Raw genomic sequence first — 19,155 nt, forward strand, 5'->3', positions numbered from 1 at the left:
CTGTTTGGAATTATTTATTCTGATTGGGTTTTGGCGTTTTTTTCGTGAAGAGTTGAACTATAAGATGCGATTTTTTGCCTAGATTTGTGTCGCAAGTAGTGCTTTCTCTAAGTCAGACTTTAGATCCTCCAGATCCTCAATCCCGATTTGTAGTCGCAATACTGGTCCAGAATACGAACCTTTTGCAACGGTGCGGTCATTGAGGTTGACGTGAACAGCTAAACTTTCATAACCGCCCCATGAATAGCCAAGTCCGAATATATCAAGAGCATTCAGGAAGTTATGTGCTTCCCTTTCTCCCCCGGATTTTAATACAATTGAGAAAATTGCTGAGGCACCTGAAAAATCTCGCTTCCAAAGCGTGTGACCAGTGTGGCTTTCCAGCGCGGGATGTAGCACTTGTGACACTTGAGGCATCGTTTCCAGCCATTTTGCCAGTTCCAAAGCTGTCTTGCCTTGATGTTGCAAGCGAATACCCATCGTTCGCATCGAACGCAGCGTTGTATATGCATCGTCACCTGATACGCTCATGCCAAGTAACATATGCGCGTGTTCGACTAGATGTTTTACCCGTTCATTGGCAGAGATGAACCCGATAAGTATGTCTGCGTGACCGGCGGGATATTTAGTTGCAGCATTAATCGAAATATCAACTCCATTGTCTAACGGCTTGAAATAAATAGGAGTTGCCCAGGTGTTGTCCATCATGACGATCGCGTTATGTTCATGTGCTATAGCGCTTATCGTTGGAATGTCTTGGATTTCGAAAGTGTTGGATCCGGGGGATTCGGTGAAGACAACCTTCGTATTTGGCTTCATCAAGTTCTTGATATCAGCACCAATCAAAGGATCATAATATTCGACTTCAATACCCATTTTTTTTAGCATGGTGTTGGCAAATCGGCGTGTAGGCCCGTACACAGAATCAACGATCAAGACATGGTCGCCGCTGCCGAGTGCACCCAACAATGGAACCGTTATTGCGGCGAGTCCCGATGGCACAAGAACAGTTTTTACGGATCCCTCCAACGCATCGACCGCTCGGCAAAGAGCATCGGTTGTCGTTGTCCCATGGGTACCATAGGTGTAAGGTTGCTCCTCCGTTTTCATCGTCTGCGCGTCTGGGAATAACACGGTCGATGCACGAACGACGGGAGGATTGACAAAACCGAAATAATCCATTGGATCGTATCCATTGTGCGCCAATTGTGTGTTGATGCCAAAATGATCGTGTTTCAGTTTTGCCGTCATGGATTGAACTTTCTTTTTAAGCAATTGCCCTAAGGCGTAATACCATTGTCAAAATGCTACCTGCGTCAAGCAAAATCTGTTCGTATTTCTATTGTTAAGGAAACGCTATTTGCTTGACCGAATGTCAATAATGCTTTTCGATGGAGCAAGTCTTAAAAATTTTTGAACTTCAGGAGAGGGAATATGAAGATCAGCACTTATCTCGCTGCGGCGACGCTTGCTACAGCGGCAATAGGCGTAAGTTCCGCTTCGGCAGGAACGTTGGATGACGTAAAGGCGCGTGGCTTTGTACAATGCGGTGTAAGCACGGGGCTCGTCGGCTTTAGCATTCCGGACGAAAAAGGTGAGTGGACAGGCTTTGACGTTGATTACTGTCGCGCGGTCGCGGCAGCAGTCTTTGGCGATGGTAAAAAGGTTAAATTCGTACCGTTGAGTTCCAAAGAGCGTTTTACGGCGCTTCAGTCGGGCGAGATTGACGTGCTAATCCGTAATACGACTTGGACCATGAGCCGTGAAACAGCTCTAGGACTGGACTTCGTAGGCGTCAATTATTACGACGGTCAAGGTTTCATGATCAATAGCAAGAATTTAGATGGTATTACGTCAGCCATGCAGTTGTCAGGCGCTTCCATCTGTGTGCAATCAGGTACATCTACCGAGCTTACCTTGGCCGATTATTTCCGTACTAATAAGATGGAATATACGCCGGTTGTGTTTGACAAATTTACAGAGGTCAATCAAGCCTATGATGCTGGACGTTGTGATGTTTATACAACTGACCAGTCGTCACTTTATGGTTTGCGTTTGCAATTGAAGCAGCCGGATGCTCATGTTGTTTTACCGCAGATCATATCCAAAGAGCCGTTCGGCCCGGCAGTCAGGCAAGGTGACCCTCAATGGGCGGATGTCGTCCGTTGGACCCACAATGCACTTCTCAATGCGGAAGAGTATGGTATCACGCAGACCAATGTTGATGAAATGCTCAAATCAGAAAATCCCGACATCCGCCGTATGCTTGGAGTTGAAGAGGGTAATACGATTGGCAAAGACCTCGGTTTAAACAACGACTGGGTTGTCCAAATTGTGAAATCGGTTGGAAATTACGGAGAAATATTCGAGCGTAATATCGGTCAGAATACCCCTTTGAAAATTTCTCGTGGCATCAATGCGCTGTGGACAAAGGGCGGATTGCAATACGGTCTTCCTATTCGCTGACGGTTGTCCGCGTTATTGAAAGCAGTGATGAGCGAAAAAAAACGAATGACAAGAAAAAAAACGAGAAGGGCAGATTTTTCTGCCCTTTTCAGCGCTCGCTCGCTCCTTTCTTTTGCCGTTCAACTGGCTGTTTTGGCTATACTTATCGCAGTGATCCAATGGATCGCACATAATACGCTCACCAATCTTAAAGCTTCGGGTATCGCATCCGGATTTGAATTTTTAGATAAAAGGGCCGGTTTCAACCAGCCCTCAAGTATCATTCAATATGATGACAACGCGACCAATGGTGCGGTCATCTTAGCCAGTCTCGTAAATTTGGTTTTCATATCTATTCTTTGCCTGATTACCGCTACCTTCCTTGGTCTTGCGATTGGCTTGGCACGTTTATCAAAAAACTGGCTTATTGCGAAGTTGGCGCTTTGCTATGTTGAATTTTTTCGCAATATTCCGCCACTTGTTCTCCTTTTTTTCTGGTCGATAGGCGTAATGCAGATCCTACCATCAGCAAGACAAAGTCTTGTCTGGGGACCGCTCACTATCAATATTCGCGGCTTTTATTTGCCGGCACCGATTTGGGGAAATTCCATCGGATTAGCATTGGTTATATCGGCGATTGCAATCGTATGTGCGATTGTACTTTACGCAATGGCAGTTAAAGCGCGACGCAATGAAGGGTATACGCTAATTCGTTGGTGGCATATAACATTTATCGGTGTTGCGTGCCCCATTTTTGCGATTATTGGTTTGGGATGGCCTCAAGGATGGAGCGTTCCACAACTCAAGGGTTTCAATTATAGCGGCGGCTATTATATCTCCCCTGAATTTGTGGCTCTTTATCTGGCGCTTTCAATTTATACCGCAGCACTTATCGCCGAAACATTTAGGTCAGGTTTGCAGGGCGTCGACAACGGCTTAAAAGAAGCTGGTGCTTCGCTTGGTCTTTCAGATGGCCTTATCACGCGTTTGATAACGCTTCCGCTGGCTATGCGGATTATCATTCCCCCTTTGGCAAGCCAATACATGAACCTTGTAAAGAATACTTCCTTAGGTGCTGCTGTGGGATATTCAGAACTGATGATGGTATCAAGCACCATTATTGAAAAAACAGGTCAATCCATTGAATTGGCTATGATATGGATCATTGTCTATTTAGGGTTAAGTCTACTCGTTTCACTGTTTATGAATTGGTTTAATAAGCGCATGGCTTTGGTGGAGCGCTGATAGTGGTGAAACATTTTGTTAGTGAGAAAATTATACCTTCTTCACCTCCTCCTATATCGGAGCGTGGCGCGCTTCTATGGTTGCGCCAAAATCTATTCGTGACGCCCCTTCATTCAGTTGTCACTATCTTAACGGCAGGTGCGCTGATCTACTGTCTTATCCCGCTGTTGAATTGGATGGTTATTCAAGCCGTTTGGAGCGGAGATGATCGTAGAGCCTGCGCGACTGTCGATCAAGGCGGTGTAATGCCTAATGGTTGGAGCGGTGCCTGTTGGGCCTTTGTTAAAGCAAATTTTTGGCAATTCATTTATGGACGTTATCCAGAACCGGAAAGATGGCGTGTCAATGCGATGGCGGTTATTGTTATCGTGGTCAATATTCCAATGTTGATGCCATCGGTACCTTACAAGATTTTGAATGCTCTGATTTCCTTGTTCGTCGTACCGTTTATAGGTTTCTTTCTGCTTTTGGGTGGCTATTTCAATCTTCCATTGGTTGAAACGCAGCTTTGGGGCGGCTTGCTCGTCACTTTGACAATTGCCTATACCAGTATCACGATCTCTCTTCCTTTAGGCAGCTTGTTAGCTTTAGGGCGACGTTCTCAAAAGCCCGTGATACGCATTATCTCAGTTGTTTTTATTGAAACGGTGCGCGGTATTCCTCTCGTAGCAGTTCTGTTTATTGCGAGTGTAATGTTTCCATTATTTCTGCCGCAGGGGATGACATTTGATAAATTATTGCGGGCAATGATTGGAGTTGCGCTCTTTACGTCGGCTTATATCGCCGAAGTGGTGCGCGGAGGTCTACAGGCGATACCGCGCGGACAGTATGAGGCGGCGCAGTCGCTTGGCCTTGGCTATGCAAAAACAATGTTATTGGTTATATTGCCACAAGCCTACAGTCTGGTTGTACCCGGCATCATAAACGTCCTGATCGGCATGTTTAAGGAAACCAGCCTTGTTTACATTATAGGCATGTTTGACCTTTTGGGTGTCGTGCGGCAAGCAATTCAGCAGGCGCAATGGAGTACACCGCAAACACCTGCGACTGGAATGATTTTCATCGGTCTTGTGTTTTGGGCCTTTTGTTTTGCCATGTCGCGTTATGCCCACTATATCGAGCGTTGGTTGAACGCATCCAAAGACCATGTAGATAATTAATAGGGGTTAATGTAAAAGATGGGTGCCACACCAGAAAAAGATACCGAAGTTTTCATGCATCAAGTCAATAAATGGTTTGGGAAAATGCACGTCTTGCGGGACATCGACCTGGCTGTAAAGGCAAAAGAAAGGGTGATTATTGCTGGTCCATCTGGTTCGGGAAAATCTACGCTGATCCGCTGCATCAATGGGCTCGAAAGGGTTCAGCAAGGCGATATCAGTGTCACCGGAATTCCACTTACAAACGGTTTGCGAAATTTGGAAAAAATCCGTCAAAATGTCGGTATGGTATTTCAGCACTTTAATCTCTTTCCGCATTTGACGGTTTTAGAGAATTGTGTCCTTGCACCTATCTGGGTCAAGCATATTTCGCGGCGGGAAGCTGAAGAGCGCGCCATGCACCTATTGGAACGTGTGAAAATACCGGATCAAGCGGGCAAATATCCTGGTCAACTATCGGGCGGCCAACAGCAGCGCGTGGCAATTGCGCGCTCTCTTTGTATGCAGCCGCGTGTTATGTTGTTTGATGAACCAACCTCCGCGCTCGATCCTGAAATGATCAAGGAAGTTCTGGATACGATGATCGACCTGGCTGATACGGGCATGACGATGCTTTGTGTAACCCATGAAATGGGATTCGCACGGGAAGTTGCGGATCGCGTTGTATTTATGGATGAGGGTCAAATATTAGAAATTTCCAAACCGGATGATTTTTTCAACCATCCGGAACATGTGCGTGCCAAGGAATTTCTTGCTCAAATCCTATAGCATAAACCTATTGCCGCCGTGCGAATGCCATGGCGTCATACGTATAGAGCCAATCAAGACTTGCCATGAAACTTTCAGCAGAACGCATCTTCATTGCAAGGTTTCGCGCAAATGCGACCGGACCAGTGGCATGATAAACAAAGCGATTGAAATCACCACGCTTGTTCACAGCTGCGACGCGCGCTGTCCGAATGTTGCTGTAGAGCGATAACGCTTCCGGTAAAACGACATCATCCATTGCGAGCACTTCGGCTAATGCTGCAGCATCTTCAATAGCCATAGCCGAGCCTTGTGCCGCGAAAGGCAGGAAACCATGTGATGCATCTCCAACAAACACTTGCCAACAATGGCCAGTAAAGCGATGGTTCGGCATCTGGTACAAAGGCCAGTATGTCCAGTCGTCCACGATCTCGAAGATTTCCCTGATGTGACGATTCCAATCTTTGAAATGATTGAGAAGCTGATCTTTTTCTCCATGACGTGACCAGGTTTCGCCGGGATTATTACCTTGGGTAATCGCCACAAAATTGAAAGATTTCCCTGCTTGTACTGGATAGGCCACGAGATGGTTGCGCGGCCCCATCCAAGCCGCAATCGTCTTTAAGTCGGGTAAAGCCTGTCGAAAACCTTCTGGTAGCTTGTCTACGGGGATAGTGACGCGCCATGCAATGAAGCCGCTAAAAACAGCATGCTCGTTAAGTGGCGGTAATTGACGGATTTTCGACCATACACCATCGCATGCAACAAGCAGAGGAGCTGAGTAGAATTGCCGTTGGTCATCCCTCATTGTTTCAACATCAATAGCCTTAGCCGATGTTGTTGCCGCAGTCACAACCCGCTCGCCCATATTCATTTGAATGAGTGAATTTTCAGAGGCTGCTTCGTAGAGAATGTCTTGTAAATCAGCGCGATGAATTGTGACGTAGGGCGATTTCCAACGCCTTTTGGCAACATCTATCAAGTCCACCTGTACGTGTGTTTTTAAAGACAGGCCATCTTTCAATTCCAAGAAACGCGGCTCAACACCTTTTTCTATGATTTTATCGAGGATGCCCCATCTATCGAGAATGCGCGTAGCATTGGAGGCAAGTTGTATACCGGCACCGACTTCTTCAAGTTTTTCGCGGCTTTCAAAAATAGTGCTGCTGATACCCTTGTGTGCCAATGCCAACGCCGAGCTCAAACCGGCAATTCCTGCACCAACAATCAGAGGTTTTTGATCACTTTGCCATTTCATTGTATTTGCCTTGTTTGATCAGGCTGCATTCTTCACATTGTAGACGCAACCCGCAGGCTTGGTTTCTGTCTCGGACAAGGCGCTGTTGAACTGATAAAGCGTAGAACAATAAGAGCATATTTTTTCGTCTTCCGCGCCCATATCAATGAAAATATGCGGATGATCGAAAGGCGCGCTTGCTCCCACGCACATGAATTCCTTCACACCAATTTCTATCACCTTGTATCCACCATCATTTTGAAAGTGCGGAATGTGATGATCAGCCATAGCGTAAACTCCATGTAATTATTGCTAACGAATAAAGTGTTTGGATTCATATAAGCCAAATTTTTGCTCGTCGCCAACGCTTTGTTACAAGTTAGTTGATAATGCCCTGCCGATACTGCGACAATTTGCCGGAAACAGCGCTACTGGAAAGCTTCATATGCACAAATTATCTCTCTAATATGGGCAATCAAGCGCTATCATCGCAATGAATGTTTCATATAAACCGCTTAATGTAATCTGTGGTTATGTTAGCAGGGGGTAGAAGCGTAACAGCGATGGTACGTGTTATCAGCGCATGATATGCTTTTGAAAACAAAATGAAGGGACATAAGCATGGCTTTAAGGACTAAGAACGGCTCCGCGAATCAATCGGTTCTAACGGACATCAATATGGAAAGTCCCGCGCGTTTTGTGAATCGTGAGTTTTCTTGGCTGCAGTTTAACAACCGCGTCTTGATGGAAGCAGCAAATGATAAGCATCCATTGTTAGAGCGCTTACGTTTTTTATCAATTTCGGCAACGAATTTAGACGAATTTTTTATGGTGCGTATTGCCGGTCTTGCTGGACAGGTCAGGGCAGGCATCGTTACCCGTAGTGCTGATGGTCGAACCCCTCAAGAGCAACTGGATTTCGTGCTTGCAGAAGTAGCTCGTCTACAGTCCAATCAACAGCAAGAGTTGCGTGCATTGCGTCGTGAGTTGGAAAAAGAATGTATAGCTATCATTCGTCCTGATCGTTTAACTGGTACAGAAAAAGCCTGGTTGGAAACACACTTCCTAGAGACGATATTCCCTGTTCTGACGCCTCTATCCATTGATCCGGCCCATCCATTTCCCTTTATCCCCAATCTTGGTTTTTCCATCGCCCTGCACTTGTTACGTCGTACCGACCGGCAGCCCATGACAGCACTATTGCGTCTTCCTACAGCGCTTAAGCGTTTTGTTTTACTACCGGAAGAAGGAAACGGTTATCGCTTTATTGCGCTCGAAGACACTGTCAGCCTGTTTATCAGCAGGCTATTCCCTGGATATGAGGTCAATGGCGCGGGCACATTTCGCATCATCCGTGACAGCGATATTGAGGTCGAAGAAGAAGCGGAAGATCTCGTCCGCTTGTTTGAAAGCGCCCTAAAGAGGCGGCGTCGCGGACAAGTTATCCGTATTGAATTCGATTCAGAGATGCCGGACGATCTGCGCCAATTTGTTACCAGTGAGCTTGCCGTTCCAGACAACCGCATCAGCGTTCTTGATGGATTATTGGCGTTGAACATGATTTCGGAGATTGTTTCAATTCCGCGGGAAGATCTAAAGTTTGTGCCTTATAATCCGCGTTTTCCCGAACGCATCAGAGAGCATGCAGGGGATTGCTTTGCAGCCATTCGCGAAAAGGATATCGTTGTCCATCATCCTTACGAATCTTTTGACGTTGTTGTGCAGTTTTTGCGCCAGGCGGCTGCCGATCCCGATGTGGTTGCAATCAAACAGACACTTTATAGGACATCTAACGATAGCCCGATTGTGCGTGCGTTGATTGATGCTGCGGAAGCGGGAAAATCTGTCACGGCACTTGTGGAGTTAAAGGCGCGTTTTGATGAAGAGGCCAATATTCGCTGGGCTAGAGATCTTGAAAGAGCCGGAGTACAGGTCGTTTTTGGATTTATCGAGCTCAAGACCCACGCGAAAATGTCTCTGGTGGTGAGACGTGAAGAAAATCGTCTCCGTTCCTACGTGCATTTGGGAACGGGTAACTATCACCCTATTACCGCAAAAATTTATACCGATCTATCCTTCTTCACGACTGATGATGATATCGGTCATGATGTTCAATTGATTTTCAACTACATCACCGGCTATGCCCAACCAGATGAGTCAATGAAATTGGCGTTTTCGCCTTTGACTTTGCGTCGACGTATTCTGGGGCATATAGAGGATGAGATCACGAATGTCGCAAAAGGTCTTCCAGCTGCTATATGGATGAAAGTGAATTCCCTTGTCGATCCTCAAATCATCGATGCGCTTTACCGGGCAGGGCAGGCAGGGGTTCAGATTGATCTTGTCGTGCGGGGTATATGTTGCCTGCGCCCCGGTATTCCGGGGTTCTCAGAGAATATCCGGGCCAAGTCCATTGTTGGCCGATTTTTAGAGCACAGCCGGATTTTTTGTTTTGGCAATGGGGAAGATTTGCCAAGTGAAAATGCGATTGTCTATTTCGGTTCAGCCGACATGATGACACGTAACCTCGACAGACGAGTTGAAACACTGGTTCCTGTTTTTAACAAAACCGTACACCAGCAAATTTTATCTCAAATCATGCTGGCAAATATTATTGATAACCAACAGAGCTTTGAGATATTGAGTGATGGTACGTCACAGCGTATAACACCGATCAAAGGCGAAAAACCGTTCAATGCGCAGGAATATTTTATGACCAATCCCAGCCTTTCTGGTCGCGGTAAATCTTTGCGGTCCTCTGCTCCACGATTAATCGCCCTTCGACGTCAACAGACAGAAACAAGTAAAGACTGATATAGCCAATGACACAAGCAACTGCGCAGGGACGGTTAAAAGGGCGTAAGCCCGTGGCCGTCATCGATATTGGTTCGAACTCCGTTCGCTTGGTCGTTTATGAAGGATTGGTGCGCTCTCCGACGGTTTTGTTCAACGAAAAGATACTTTGCGGACTTGGCAAAGGTTTGGCGAAGACAGGCAGGCTGGAAGCAGAATCGGTCGAGATGGCGCTGCGTACACTCAAGCGCTTTCACGCAGTTTGCGAGCAAATTGGCGTAGATGAATTGCAAACCTTGGCAACTGCCGCTGCTAGGGAGGCAGAAAACGGTCCAGCTTTTATCGCTGAAGCGCAAAAGATTTTGAAAAGCGAAATTTGCGTTTTAACCGGCAAAGAAGAAGCCACGTATTCTGCCTATGGTATCATTTCAACGTTTCACAAACCGGACGGTATTGCAGGCGATCTAGGCGGCGGTAGCCTCGAATTGGTTGACATATGCAATGATCGGGTAGGAGATGGCATTACACTGCCGCTTGGTGGGTTGCGTCTGCAAGATATGTCTAACAACAATGTTGCCGAAGCGACCAAAATCGCAAGAAAGCACCTACGCAAGTCTGATCTTTTGAAAAAAAATAAAGGGCGTAATTTTTATGCCGTGGGTGGGACGTGGAGAAATCTCGCCAAACTACACATGTCGACGAAGCGTTATCCCCTGCCGGTTATGCATGGTTATGAAGTTGAAGCCCATGAGTTGGAAGGTTTCCTGCATCGCGTTGCCAAAGGTGACCTCGATCAGATGAGGGGAATCTCTGCAATATCGAAAAACCGTCGACAATTGCTTTCCTATGGCGCAGCGGCGCTTATAGAGCTTATTCACTGTATGACGCCCGAGCATATTATCTTTTCGGGCGCTGGTGTGCGTGAAGGTTTTCTATACTCGATGCTGCCATCAAAATTGCGTAAAGAGGATCCTTTATTGGCCGCTTGTGGAGAAATGGCGACTCTGCGCGCTCGCTCACCTCAGCAAGCTAGCGAGTTAATTGATTTTACCGCCAACGCCTTCCAAGTTTTTGGTATTGACGAAAACGACAATCAAAAACGGTATCGGGAAGCGGCGTGCCTTCTTGCTGATATTGGCTGGCGCGTGCATCCTGACTATAGAGGTGATCAGGCGGCTATCCAGATTGCTTATGGCCCTTATCCCGGTATTTCTCACGCGGGTAGGGTATTTGTCGCGCTTGCGGTTTTCTTCCGTAATGAAGGCTTGTTCGCTGATAGTCAGGCTCCTGCAATTATAAAGCTTGCGTCGCCCGCTATGATAGAAAGGGCGCGCGTGTTGGGTGGGTTCATGCGGGTGGCAAATTTGTTTTCTGCCTCGACTGCGGGAATCCTACCCGAACTGACATGGGAAAAGAAAAAGAAGAACATCGTATTGAACATACCAGAACGACATTCCGACCTTATTGCGGAACGGCCTTTGGGCCGCCTGCAACAATTATCTAAGGTGACAGATAATAATCTAAGGTTTGAAGTAAGCTGATTGTTTGGCAATTCAGCATTGTCTGATAGCTGGTTTTACTCGATTAAATAGCGTCGTAAACAAGCCGGTGAGAATATGTTGATCCGCGCTGGTATCCATTGGTCTTCGATTGAAACGAAAATTATTAACTTCGCTTAAGGCTCACGCTCCAGTGTCACAGCCATGAAATGTGCATCATCGCGCGCGAGCGCTTGATATAGCCGCTTAATGTCAGCGATTTGACAAAGTCCTGTTCCTTTTTCGGCAACAGCTGCAGTACCGCACGCCGTTGCGAGCCTGAAAGCATCTTCAGCGTTCCAGCCGAGAGCAAGTGCATGAACCATTCCGCCGACAAAGCTATCGCCTGCACCGGACGCGCTCAGAACTTTGACATGAGGGGACGGAAGATAAAGCGTGTCATTCGTGGTTGCCAAAACGGCACCTTGATGCCCAAGTGTTACGGCAATAATCTCTGCTGCGCCTTGACGACAGAGCTTTTGAGCCGCTTTTGCGATTTCATCTGCTGAATTATAGACCGTGCCAGTACATATTTCGAATTCGCCTTGGCTGGGCTTGACCATGGTCAAACCGCCCTTTTTTAAGACGTAATGAAGCGCGTCTCCTGAGGTATCGATAACGATTTTAGCCTGGCGGGTTTGTGCCAGTTCAATAAACGTATCATAAACCGCCGAGGGAACACCACGAGGCAGACTTCCGCTAACGACGAGCCAATTCCAATCTTGGTTGTTGACCTCGGTAACGGCTTTGCGCCATTCGAGTTCATCCATTACCGGTCCTTCGGCTATGAAGCGGTACTCCATTCCGGAAGAACGTTCATGAATAACATTGTTAATACGGGTATTTCCCGCGATATCAATCTTTACACAGTTGATGCCGCGCTCATCTAATAGATGGCTCAAAACGTGTCCCATGACGCCGCCACTGGCGTATAACGCGGTAACATGTCCCCCAAGCCGATGGATGACACGCGCGACATTTATGCCACCGCCACCAGGATGAAAGCTTTCATCGGATGTTCTGATCTTTCTGGTCGGACGTACTGTATCTGTTTCGCTGGCAGCATCAACCGTCGGATTAAATGTGACCGTCAGAACTTTTTCCATAGCGTTCCCCCCAATGTAGATAAAAAAACAGCGAAATGTTCAGTCAAGCCGCTAGTAAACACGATTTTTTAGCACAATTTAAGGCTCAAGTTCTTTGGTCGATATTTTTCCATGATTGAAGTAGAAACCGAGGCGCCCATTCAGCATATCCTCGGCTTTTTTGCCAAACATATCGTACCGCCATCCTTGCATCGCTAGTACATGTTTTTCCTTGTCACCTTTTGCAATTTTTTCCAGGTCATCGCCGCTGGCGATGATACGGGCGGCAATATTGTTTTCATCTGCCGTTAACTTCAAAAGCACCCTTAAGAGATCGATTGCTGCAGCTGTACCATCGCTCAATGGCACATGTTTTTGTATTGGCGGTAGTGTGTCGGTATCCGTAACAAGTCCATCAAGAACGGCTTGGATAAGACCCGCCGCGGCTGCCGATCGCTCCCACCCCTTGCCGATACTGCGCAACCGCGACAATGCGGCTTCATCTTTGGGTTGCTGGGTTGCGATCTCAATCAAACTATCATCTTTGAGTATACGCCCCCGCGGCACGTTGCGCGCCTTTGCTTCTCGTTCACGCCAAGCCGCCACCTTCTGTAGAACAGCGAGCTCCCGCGGTTTGCGTACACGTCCCTTGACCTTTTTCCATGCTTCATCTTCTGGCACGTCATAAGTTGTGGGAGACTGCAAAACAGCCATTTCCTCGTCTAGCCACGCACTACGGCCGCTGTTTCCAAGCTGATCAACGAGAGCAAGATAGACATCGCGAAGATAGGTTACATCAGCCAAAGCATAAGTGAGCTGCTTTTCCGATAAAGGACGATGGCTCCAATCGGTGAAACGCGATGATTTATCAAGATGCTGGCCGGTGATGCGCTGGACAATTTGATCGTAGGAAATGGTTTCGCCAAAGCCGCAAACCGCGCCGGCGATCTGTGTATCGAACAATGGTGTCGGTATCAGCCCGCCCAATTTATAGATGATTTCCAAATCCTGCCGTGCAGCGTGGAAAACTTTGACGACATGACTATCAGCCATCAGCTCGAAAAAGGATTTTAAATCGATATCGGGCGATAGAGGATCCACAAGCACACTGGTATCAGGTGACGCCATCTGAATGAGACAGAGTTCAGGCCAAAAGGTGGTTTCGCGGATAAACTCGGTGTCAACCGTAACGAAATTCGATTTGCGCAATATCGCAACAGCGGCGTCTAGGTCTTTGGTATGTGTTATCAGTTTCATAGTCGAGGCTATAAACGATTATGAAGATTTTGTCTTTTGCTATCTTTTTTCATGCACAGTCAGAGCCATATCTTGACAAATGGCCGCCAAAATGCGCTTTTGCCCACAGTCTGATCGCGCTTTTAGGCGCTTGAAATAACAAAAAAGGCAAGACCATGCATCGTTATCGCAGCCATAACTGCGCCGCTCTCCGTAAGAGCGATGTAGGAACAAATGTCCGTCTTTCAGGATGGGTCCATCGTGTACGTGACCACGGAGGAATTCTGTTTATCGATTTGCGCGATCATTTTGGCATCACTCAGATTGTCGCTGATCCTGATTCTCCAGCTTTCAAGTCCGCTGAAATCGTTCGTGGGGAATGGGTTCTACGCATTGATGGTGAAGTGCGTGCCCGTTCGGCTGAAACGATCAATACCAACTTACCAACGGGTGAAGTTGAAATCTTCGCGCAAGAAGTGGAAGTTCTTTCCAAATCGGACGAATTACCTCTGCCTGTTTTTGGTGAGCCTGATTATCCTGAAGACATCCGTCTCAAATATCGTTTTTTGGACCTTCGCCGCGAAACACTTCATAAAAACATTATGCGTCGTACCGAGATTGTCGCGTCTATCCGACGTCGCATGCAGGAGGCAACGTTCACCGAGTTCACGACACCGATTCTGACAGCTTCATCCCCTGAGGGCGCGCGCGACTTCTTGGTCCCAAGTCGTATTCATGCAGGCAAATTCTACGCGCTTCCCCAAGCACCTCAGCAATATAAGCAATTGCTGATGATGTCAGGGTTTGATCGCTATTTCCAAATTGCGCCATGTTTCCGCGATGAAGATCCGCGTGCCGATCGTCTGCCGGGTGAGTTTTATCAGCTTGACGTCGAAATGAGCTTCGTTGAGCAAGATGAAATCTTGGAAACGATGGAACCGGTTATTCGTGGTATTTTTGAAGAATTTGCTGATGGCAAACCGGTCACACAGAAATTTCCGCGCATCCCGTATGACGAAGCTATGCGTAAATATGGCTCGGATAAGCCTGACTTGCGCAATCCAATTGTCATGGAAGATGTATCGGAGCATTTTAGGGATTCTGGGTTCAAAGTCTTTGCCAACATTTTGGCGAATGATGAAAAAGCTGAGGTTTGGGCCATCCCAGCAAAAACCGGCGGTAGCCGTGCATTTTGTGACCGCATGAATTCATGGGCGCAAGGCGAGGGACAGCCTGGTTTGGGTTATATTTTCTGGCGCAAGGAAGGTGACGTCCTTGAAGGTGCAGGGCCTATTGCGAAAAACATCGGCGCAGAACGTGTTGAAGCAATTCGCTTGCAGCTCGGCTTAACGGATGGTGACGCTTGTTTCTTTGCAGCGGGTGATCCGCGTAAATTCGCAACTTTTGCCGGTGCGGCCCGTACGAGAGCCGGTGAGGAACTCAATCTGCTTGACCGTGATCGTTTTGCGCTCGCTTGGATTGTGGATTTTCCTTTCTATGAATGGAATGAAGACGAAAAGCGCGTTGAATTCTCGCATAATCCTTTTTCCATGCCGCAGGGCGGGAAAGATGCTTTGGATAATCAAGACCCGCTCAGCATCAAAGCTTATCAGTACGATGTTGTATGTAACGGATTTGAAGTTGGATCTGGTGGCATTCGTAACCACTTACCGGAAACGATGGTGAGAGCTTTTGAAATTGCAGGCTTATCGCGTGATGTGGTCGAGGAACGTTTTGGTGGACTTTACCGTGCCTTCCATTATGGCGCGCCGCCACATGGTGGTATGGCAGCCGGTATTGATCGTATCGTCATGCTGTTGCTTGGCGTCAAAAATCTTCGCGAGATTTCACTGTTCCCAATGAATCAGCAAGCTTTTGATTTACTTATGGGTGCACCTTCAAATGTATCGCCCGCGCAATTGCGTGATTTATCCATTCGTCTGGCCCCAACGGCAAAAGACTAAGATCCGTCTGAGCGCTAAAGCCGTTTGATACATCAATGATGTCATTTTCAAGTATAAAAAAAGCCCGATCGAATCGGGCTTTTTTATTTATGACATTGCCAACTATTTATTGGCCTCGACTTTTATATCCAACATATCAATCAGCTGTTCTTTTGCCGTTGCCGCCGTTGCACCCAAAATTGCAAACGAAATCGGCTTGGTTGGCTTTGCGCTAATCGTCAGTGATTGTGGATTGTCTAAAAAGGTGCTCAGCTGTTCGCTGGTGTTTTTGACAAACGCAGGATGATTAATCTGGGTGCCCATCAATGGAAGCATGGTTTTGATCTGGGCGACGAAATCAGGGCGTGATATGCCATTTTGACTTGCGCCCAAGTCGAGGGCTCGACCGGTCAGGGACTTATCTTCATAGCGAATTTGCAATTCACCCAAAGAAATTTGTTGAGATACCCCCATAAGGCCAAGCATGACCACATTTTGATCGGCTTTATCGGACAACGCACTATTTCGTAGCGTCGCTATGTCTTCAAGCAAGCCAGCGGTAACACCTTCGAGATTGAGCGTTATATTCAAGTTTCCCGCATCATCGACTTTGAGTTCTGCCTTGTCGGAATCTATTTTGCCAGATTTCAGGTCCCATAGCATGTGACCATCAAAAGATCCTTTGAGCTGTTCATAGCCAAGGTTTTTAAATTTGGAAACTGTCGCTGGATCACCGGTTTGTTCAGGTTGAAAATCGAACGCATCAATACCTGAAGTAATATCTACAGTCTGCGTTCCATCTTTCGGTGTATAGATTACTTTTAAACCGTCAATGCTTAGAAACGGTGTCGTGCTTTTTGAAACAGAGATGCTGCCCACCAGTAATTTTTCGTAAGGCAGGAATTTTAGCATGGGATTTGTGTTTTTGTCGGAAATAAAACTCAGATTATCCCATTCCATATTTTGAATTTGCAGCTTGGCATCTTCCTTGTCCATCACAAATGACGGAATCTTCAGTGTTGCTGCCTTGTAATTTCCTTCATTGTCCTCTGTCACATTTTCGAACCGAAGATCACCGATTTTGATGGGTTCTGCCGGGGATTTTGCTTGTGGCAAATTGGGTTTCAACGTCGCCTCGCGGAGGATGATGTCATCCCCATCAGCTTCGCTCTTGCTGGAAGATAGAATCCATGAATTCGCTTTCAAGCTATTTTGAACGCGCTCCATGAATGCTGCTGGTTCCACAGCCCATGCTTGACTGTGGATGGAGTTTACGGCCATAAAGGCGAATACGCTCAATTTTAAAGCTGTTTTAAATTGCTTATTCATTTCGGAATCCCTGCATTTTTCAGAATAAAGATCTATTTCCTTTTGACTGGTAACAGCGAGCGTTGATAACTGCAAGTATACGTCGCTCAATAGCGGTGGAACACTTGCGGGCGATTCGTTGAATTGCTATTTCTGCTTTATGTCTGACAAAGTGATTCTATCTTCCGATAAAGAGCATATTGAGCCAGTAGAGTTGCGCTCTGCCTTGCAAGAACGTTATCTCGCCTATGCGCTTTCCACAATCATGCATCGTGCCTTGCCTGATGTCCGCGATGGACTTAAGCCTGTTCATCGGCGCATTATTCACGCCATGCGTTTGTTGCGGCTCAACCCAGATCAGGCATATGCAAAATGTGCGCGTATCGTTGGCGATGTTATGGGCAAATTCCACCCGCATGGTGATGCGTCAATTTATGATGCTTTAGTGCGTTTGGCACAGGATTTCGCAGTTCGCTATCCCTTGGTCGACGGGCAGGGAAATTTCGGCAATATCGATGGCGATAACGCTGCCGCAATGCGCTATACGGAAGCACGTATGACAGAGGTCGCAACGCTTCTCCTTGAAGGTATTACCGAAAATGCAATTGATTTTCGTCCGACCTACAATGAAGAAGATGAGGAACCTGTTGTATTACCTGGTGCTTTCCCAAATCTTCTGGCAAATGGCTCTTCAGGAATTGCTGTCGGTATGGCGACATCAATCCCGCCCCATAACGTTGCCGAACTTTGTGATGCCGCTACACATTTGATTGCGCATCCGGATGCGACAACCGACGATCTCGCCAAGTTTGTTCTTGGCCCAGACTTCCCGACAGGTGGTATTCTCGTCGAGCCGAAAAACAGTATACATGAATCCTATCGTACAGGGCGTGGTGCATTCCGATTGCGTGCACGTTGGCATAAGGAAGAGGGAAGCCGCGGCGCATATGTCATCGTTGTGACGGAAATACCATATCAGGTGCAGAAATCTCGTTTGATCGAAAAAACAGCCGAGCTTTTGCTCGCCCGCCGTTTGCCGATGTTGGATGATATACGGGATGAATCGGCTGAAGATATTCGTATTGTTTTGGAGCCTAAAAACCGTACAGTCGATCCAGAGCTTCTTATGGAATCTCTCTTCAAGCTCACTGACTTTGAAGTCAGGATCCCACTAAACTTGAATGTTCTCACATTGGGTAAGGTGCCTAATGTCCTGTCGCTCCGTGAGACCTTACAGCAATGGTTGCAGCATCGTCAGGATGTGCTTATACGCCGTTCGCAGCATCGGCTGGATGAAATAGCGCGTCGTTTGGAGATTTTAGGCGGGTATCTCATCGCCTATCTCAATCTTGACGAGGTAATCCGTATTATCCGCGAGGAAGATGAGCCGAAGAAGACTTTGATCGCTCGTTTCGATTTAACGGAAAATCAGGCTGAAGCTATTTTGAATATGCGTCTGCGTTCGTTGCGTAAGCTTGAAGAATTTGAAATTCGCAAAGAATTTGATGGCTTGAAAGCAGAAGAAGCCGAGTTACAAGAACTTTTAGCCTCAAACACTAAGCAGTGGAAAGCTATCGCAACAGAGATAGCTAAGGTTCGAAAAACTTACGGGCCGGATACACCACTTGGAAAACGCCGTACAACATTTGAGGAAGCGCCTTCGCACGATCTGGAAGATATCCAGCAGGCTATGATCGAGAAAGAGCCGGTAACGATTGTTATATCCGAAAAGGGTTGGCTTCGTGCCTTAAAAGGGCATCTAAATGATTACTCAGCTTTCACCTTCAAGGAAGGTGACAGGTTGAAAATAGCATTCCCCGCAGTTACGACAGATAAAATTGTGGTTATGAGTACGGGCGGCAAATTTTTCACTATCGGTGCGAATACATTGCCTGGTGGGCGTGGGCATGGTGAACCTATTCGTATCTTGGTAGATATGGAAAATGATCAGGACATTCTGACCGCTTTTGTTCACAATCCCCAACAGAAGCTCTTGTTGGCTTCCCATCAGGGCAATGGTTTTATCATTCCGGAAACAGATATTGTAGCAACGACCCGAAAGGGCAAGCAGATAATGAACGTCAAACTGCCTGATGAAGCGAAACTGTGCGTTCCGGTGAGCGGCGATCATGTTGCTGTTGTGGGTGAAAATCGTAAACTACTTGTTTTCCCGCTTGAACAAATACCGGAAATGAACCGCGGGAAGGGTGTGCGGCTTCAGCGTTACAAAGATGGTGGAATAAGTGATGTCCGTACGTTCAATTTGGCTGATGGACTGACTTGGCAGGATGCCGCGGAGCGCAGCTTTACCCGCCAAGCCGGTGAGTTGATTGAATGGATCGGTACGCGCGCAGGCGCGGGGCGTATGGTGCCAAAAGGTTTTCCACGCTCGGGTAAATTTTCCGGTTAGATCCGTTA

Annotated in this window: 13 protein-coding genes and 1 pseudogene; 8 read left to right on the forward strand and 6 right to left on the reverse strand. The window is 47.0% G+C overall.

The genetic code is table 11. The features are described 5' to 3' along the window. Positions 1-78 precede the first annotated feature (78 nt). The gene (locus ACYSNS_RS07770; protein ID WP_461722579.1) at positions 79-1,251 is read right to left on the reverse strand and encodes a cystathionine beta-lyase; all 1,173 of its coding nucleotides are present in this window, start codon (positions 1,249-1,251) and stop codon (positions 79-81) included. 183 nt (positions 1,252-1,434) lie between these two features. On the opposite strand from ACYSNS_RS07770, the gene ACYSNS_RS07775 reads away from it, so the two are divergent. The 4 genes from ACYSNS_RS07775 to ACYSNS_RS07790 are packed head-to-tail and all read left to right on the forward strand — an operon-like array spanning position 1,435 to position 5,618. Beyond that, positions 1,435-2,466, forward strand: coding sequence for an amino acid ABC transporter substrate-binding protein (locus ACYSNS_RS07775; protein ID WP_461722580.1), 1,032 nt, complete (start codon positions 1,435-1,437; stop codon positions 2,464-2,466). A 45-nt stretch (positions 2,467-2,511) separates the two neighbouring features. Continuing rightward, positions 2,512-3,690: an amino acid ABC transporter permease gene (locus ACYSNS_RS07780; RefSeq protein ID WP_461722581.1), complete on the forward strand. Its 1,179-nt coding sequence runs from the start codon at positions 2,512-2,514 to the stop codon at positions 3,688-3,690. 5 nt (positions 3,691-3,695) lie between these two features. Further along, positions 3,696-4,850, forward strand: a complete 1,155-nt coding sequence (locus ACYSNS_RS07785) for an amino acid ABC transporter permease (protein WP_461722582.1) — start codon at positions 3,696-3,698, stop codon at positions 4,848-4,850. Between the two features lie 18 nt (positions 4,851-4,868). After that, positions 4,869-5,618 carry an amino acid ABC transporter ATP-binding protein gene (locus ACYSNS_RS07790; RefSeq protein ID WP_461722583.1) on the forward strand — a complete coding sequence of 250 codons (750 nt, stop codon included), beginning with the start codon at positions 4,869-4,871 and terminating at the stop codon, positions 5,616-5,618. A gap of 7 nt (positions 5,619-5,625) precedes the next feature. Here the strand turns inward: ACYSNS_RS07790 and ACYSNS_RS07795 are convergent, their stop codons facing one another. Then, positions 5,626-6,855 (reverse strand): FAD-binding protein, encoded by a 1,230-nt coding sequence (locus tag ACYSNS_RS07795; protein WP_461722584.1) that lies wholly within the window; start codon positions 6,853-6,855, stop codon positions 5,626-5,628. An 18-nt stretch (positions 6,856-6,873) separates the two neighbouring features. Further along, positions 6,874-7,122, reverse strand: a complete 249-nt coding sequence (locus ACYSNS_RS07800; RefSeq protein ID WP_461722585.1) for a zinc-finger domain-containing protein — start codon at positions 7,120-7,122, stop codon at positions 6,874-6,876. A gap of 333 nt (positions 7,123-7,455) precedes the next feature. On the opposite strand from ACYSNS_RS07800, the pseudogene ACYSNS_RS07805 reads away from it, so the two are divergent. Together ACYSNS_RS07805 and ppx are read left to right on the forward strand one after the other, a co-directional pair. Further along, positions 7,456-9,615 (forward strand): annotated as a pseudogene (locus ACYSNS_RS07805) (RNA degradosome polyphosphate kinase); the annotation flags it as partial. Between the two features lie 41 nt (positions 9,616-9,656). Then, on the forward strand, positions 9,657-11,168 hold the full coding sequence (gene ppx / locus ACYSNS_RS07810; protein ID WP_461722586.1) for an exopolyphosphatase: 1,512 nt from the start codon (positions 9,657-9,659) through the stop codon (positions 11,166-11,168). Positions 11,169-11,302: 134 nt separating this feature from the next. Here ppx and ACYSNS_RS07815 read toward each other — a convergent pair whose 3' ends face one another. Both ACYSNS_RS07815 and rnd read right to left on the reverse strand, forming a co-directional pair. Continuing rightward, positions 11,303-12,271 (reverse strand): 1-phosphofructokinase family hexose kinase, encoded by a 969-nt coding sequence (locus ACYSNS_RS07815; protein ID WP_461722587.1) that lies wholly within the window; start codon positions 12,269-12,271, stop codon positions 11,303-11,305. A 78-nt stretch (positions 12,272-12,349) separates the two neighbouring features. Continuing rightward, positions 12,350-13,507 (reverse strand): ribonuclease D, encoded by a 1,158-nt coding sequence (rnd, locus tag ACYSNS_RS07820; RefSeq protein WP_461722588.1) that lies wholly within the window; start codon positions 13,505-13,507, stop codon positions 12,350-12,352. Positions 13,508-13,662: 155 nt separating this feature from the next. Between rnd and aspS the strand changes: the two genes are divergently transcribed. Further along, a complete protein-coding gene (gene aspS / locus ACYSNS_RS07825) occupies positions 13,663-15,450 on the forward strand; it encodes an aspartate--tRNA ligase (protein ID WP_461722589.1) in 1,788 nt (595 codons plus the stop codon). Between the two features lie 102 nt (positions 15,451-15,552). On the opposite strand, the gene ACYSNS_RS07830 is transcribed toward aspS, so the two are convergent. Then, entirely contained in the window at positions 15,553-16,758 is a 1,206-nt protein-coding gene (locus ACYSNS_RS07830; RefSeq protein WP_461722590.1) for a hypothetical protein, read from the reverse strand. Between the two features lie 139 nt (positions 16,759-16,897). On the opposite strand from ACYSNS_RS07830, the gene parC reads away from it, so the two are divergent. Beyond that, positions 16,898-19,147 (forward strand): DNA topoisomerase IV subunit A, encoded by a 2,250-nt coding sequence (parC, locus tag ACYSNS_RS07835; RefSeq protein WP_461722591.1) that lies wholly within the window; start codon positions 16,898-16,900, stop codon positions 19,145-19,147. The last annotated feature ends 8 nt before the right edge of the window (positions 19,148-19,155 follow it).

The sequence above is a fragment of the Bartonella sp. LJL80 genome (assembly GCF_054871565.1).

What these genes read in the sequence shown, in the direction of transcription:
- ACYSNS_RS07770 (WP_461722579.1), bottom strand. Translation starts at nt 1,251, where the DNA reads ATGACGGCAAAACTGAAACACGATCATTTTGGCATCAACACACAATTG.
- ACYSNS_RS07775 (WP_461722580.1), top strand. Translation starts at nt 1,435, where the DNA reads ATGAAGATCAGCACTTATCTCGCTGCGGCGACGCTTGCTACAGCGGCA.
- ACYSNS_RS07780 (WP_461722581.1), top strand. Translation starts at nt 2,512, where the DNA reads ATGACAAGAAAAAAAACGAGAAGGGCAGATTTTTCTGCCCTTTTCAGC.
- ACYSNS_RS07790 (WP_461722583.1), top strand. Translation starts at nt 4,869, where the DNA reads ATGGGTGCCACACCAGAAAAAGATACCGAAGTTTTCATGCATCAAGTC.
- ACYSNS_RS07795 (WP_461722584.1), bottom strand. Translation starts at nt 6,855, where the DNA reads ATGAAATGGCAAAGTGATCAAAAACCTCTGATTGTTGGTGCAGGAATT.
- ACYSNS_RS07800 (WP_461722585.1), bottom strand. Translation starts at nt 7,122, where the DNA reads ATGGCTGATCATCACATTCCGCACTTTCAAAATGATGGTGGATACAAG.
- ppx (WP_461722586.1), top strand. Translation starts at nt 9,657, where the DNA reads ATGACACAAGCAACTGCGCAGGGACGGTTAAAAGGGCGTAAGCCCGTG.
- ACYSNS_RS07815 (WP_461722587.1), bottom strand. Translation starts at nt 12,271, where the DNA reads ATGGAAAAAGTTCTGACGGTCACATTTAATCCGACGGTTGATGCTGCC.
- rnd (WP_461722588.1), bottom strand. Translation starts at nt 13,507, where the DNA reads ATGAAACTGATAACACATACCAAAGACCTAGACGCCGCTGTTGCGATA.
- aspS (WP_461722589.1), top strand. Translation starts at nt 13,663, where the DNA reads ATGCATCGTTATCGCAGCCATAACTGCGCCGCTCTCCGTAAGAGCGAT.
- ACYSNS_RS07830 (WP_461722590.1), bottom strand. Translation starts at nt 16,758, where the DNA reads ATGAATAAGCAATTTAAAACAGCTTTAAAATTGAGCGTATTCGCCTTT.
- parC (WP_461722591.1), top strand. Translation starts at nt 16,898, where the DNA reads ATGTCTGACAAAGTGATTCTATCTTCCGATAAAGAGCATATTGAGCCA.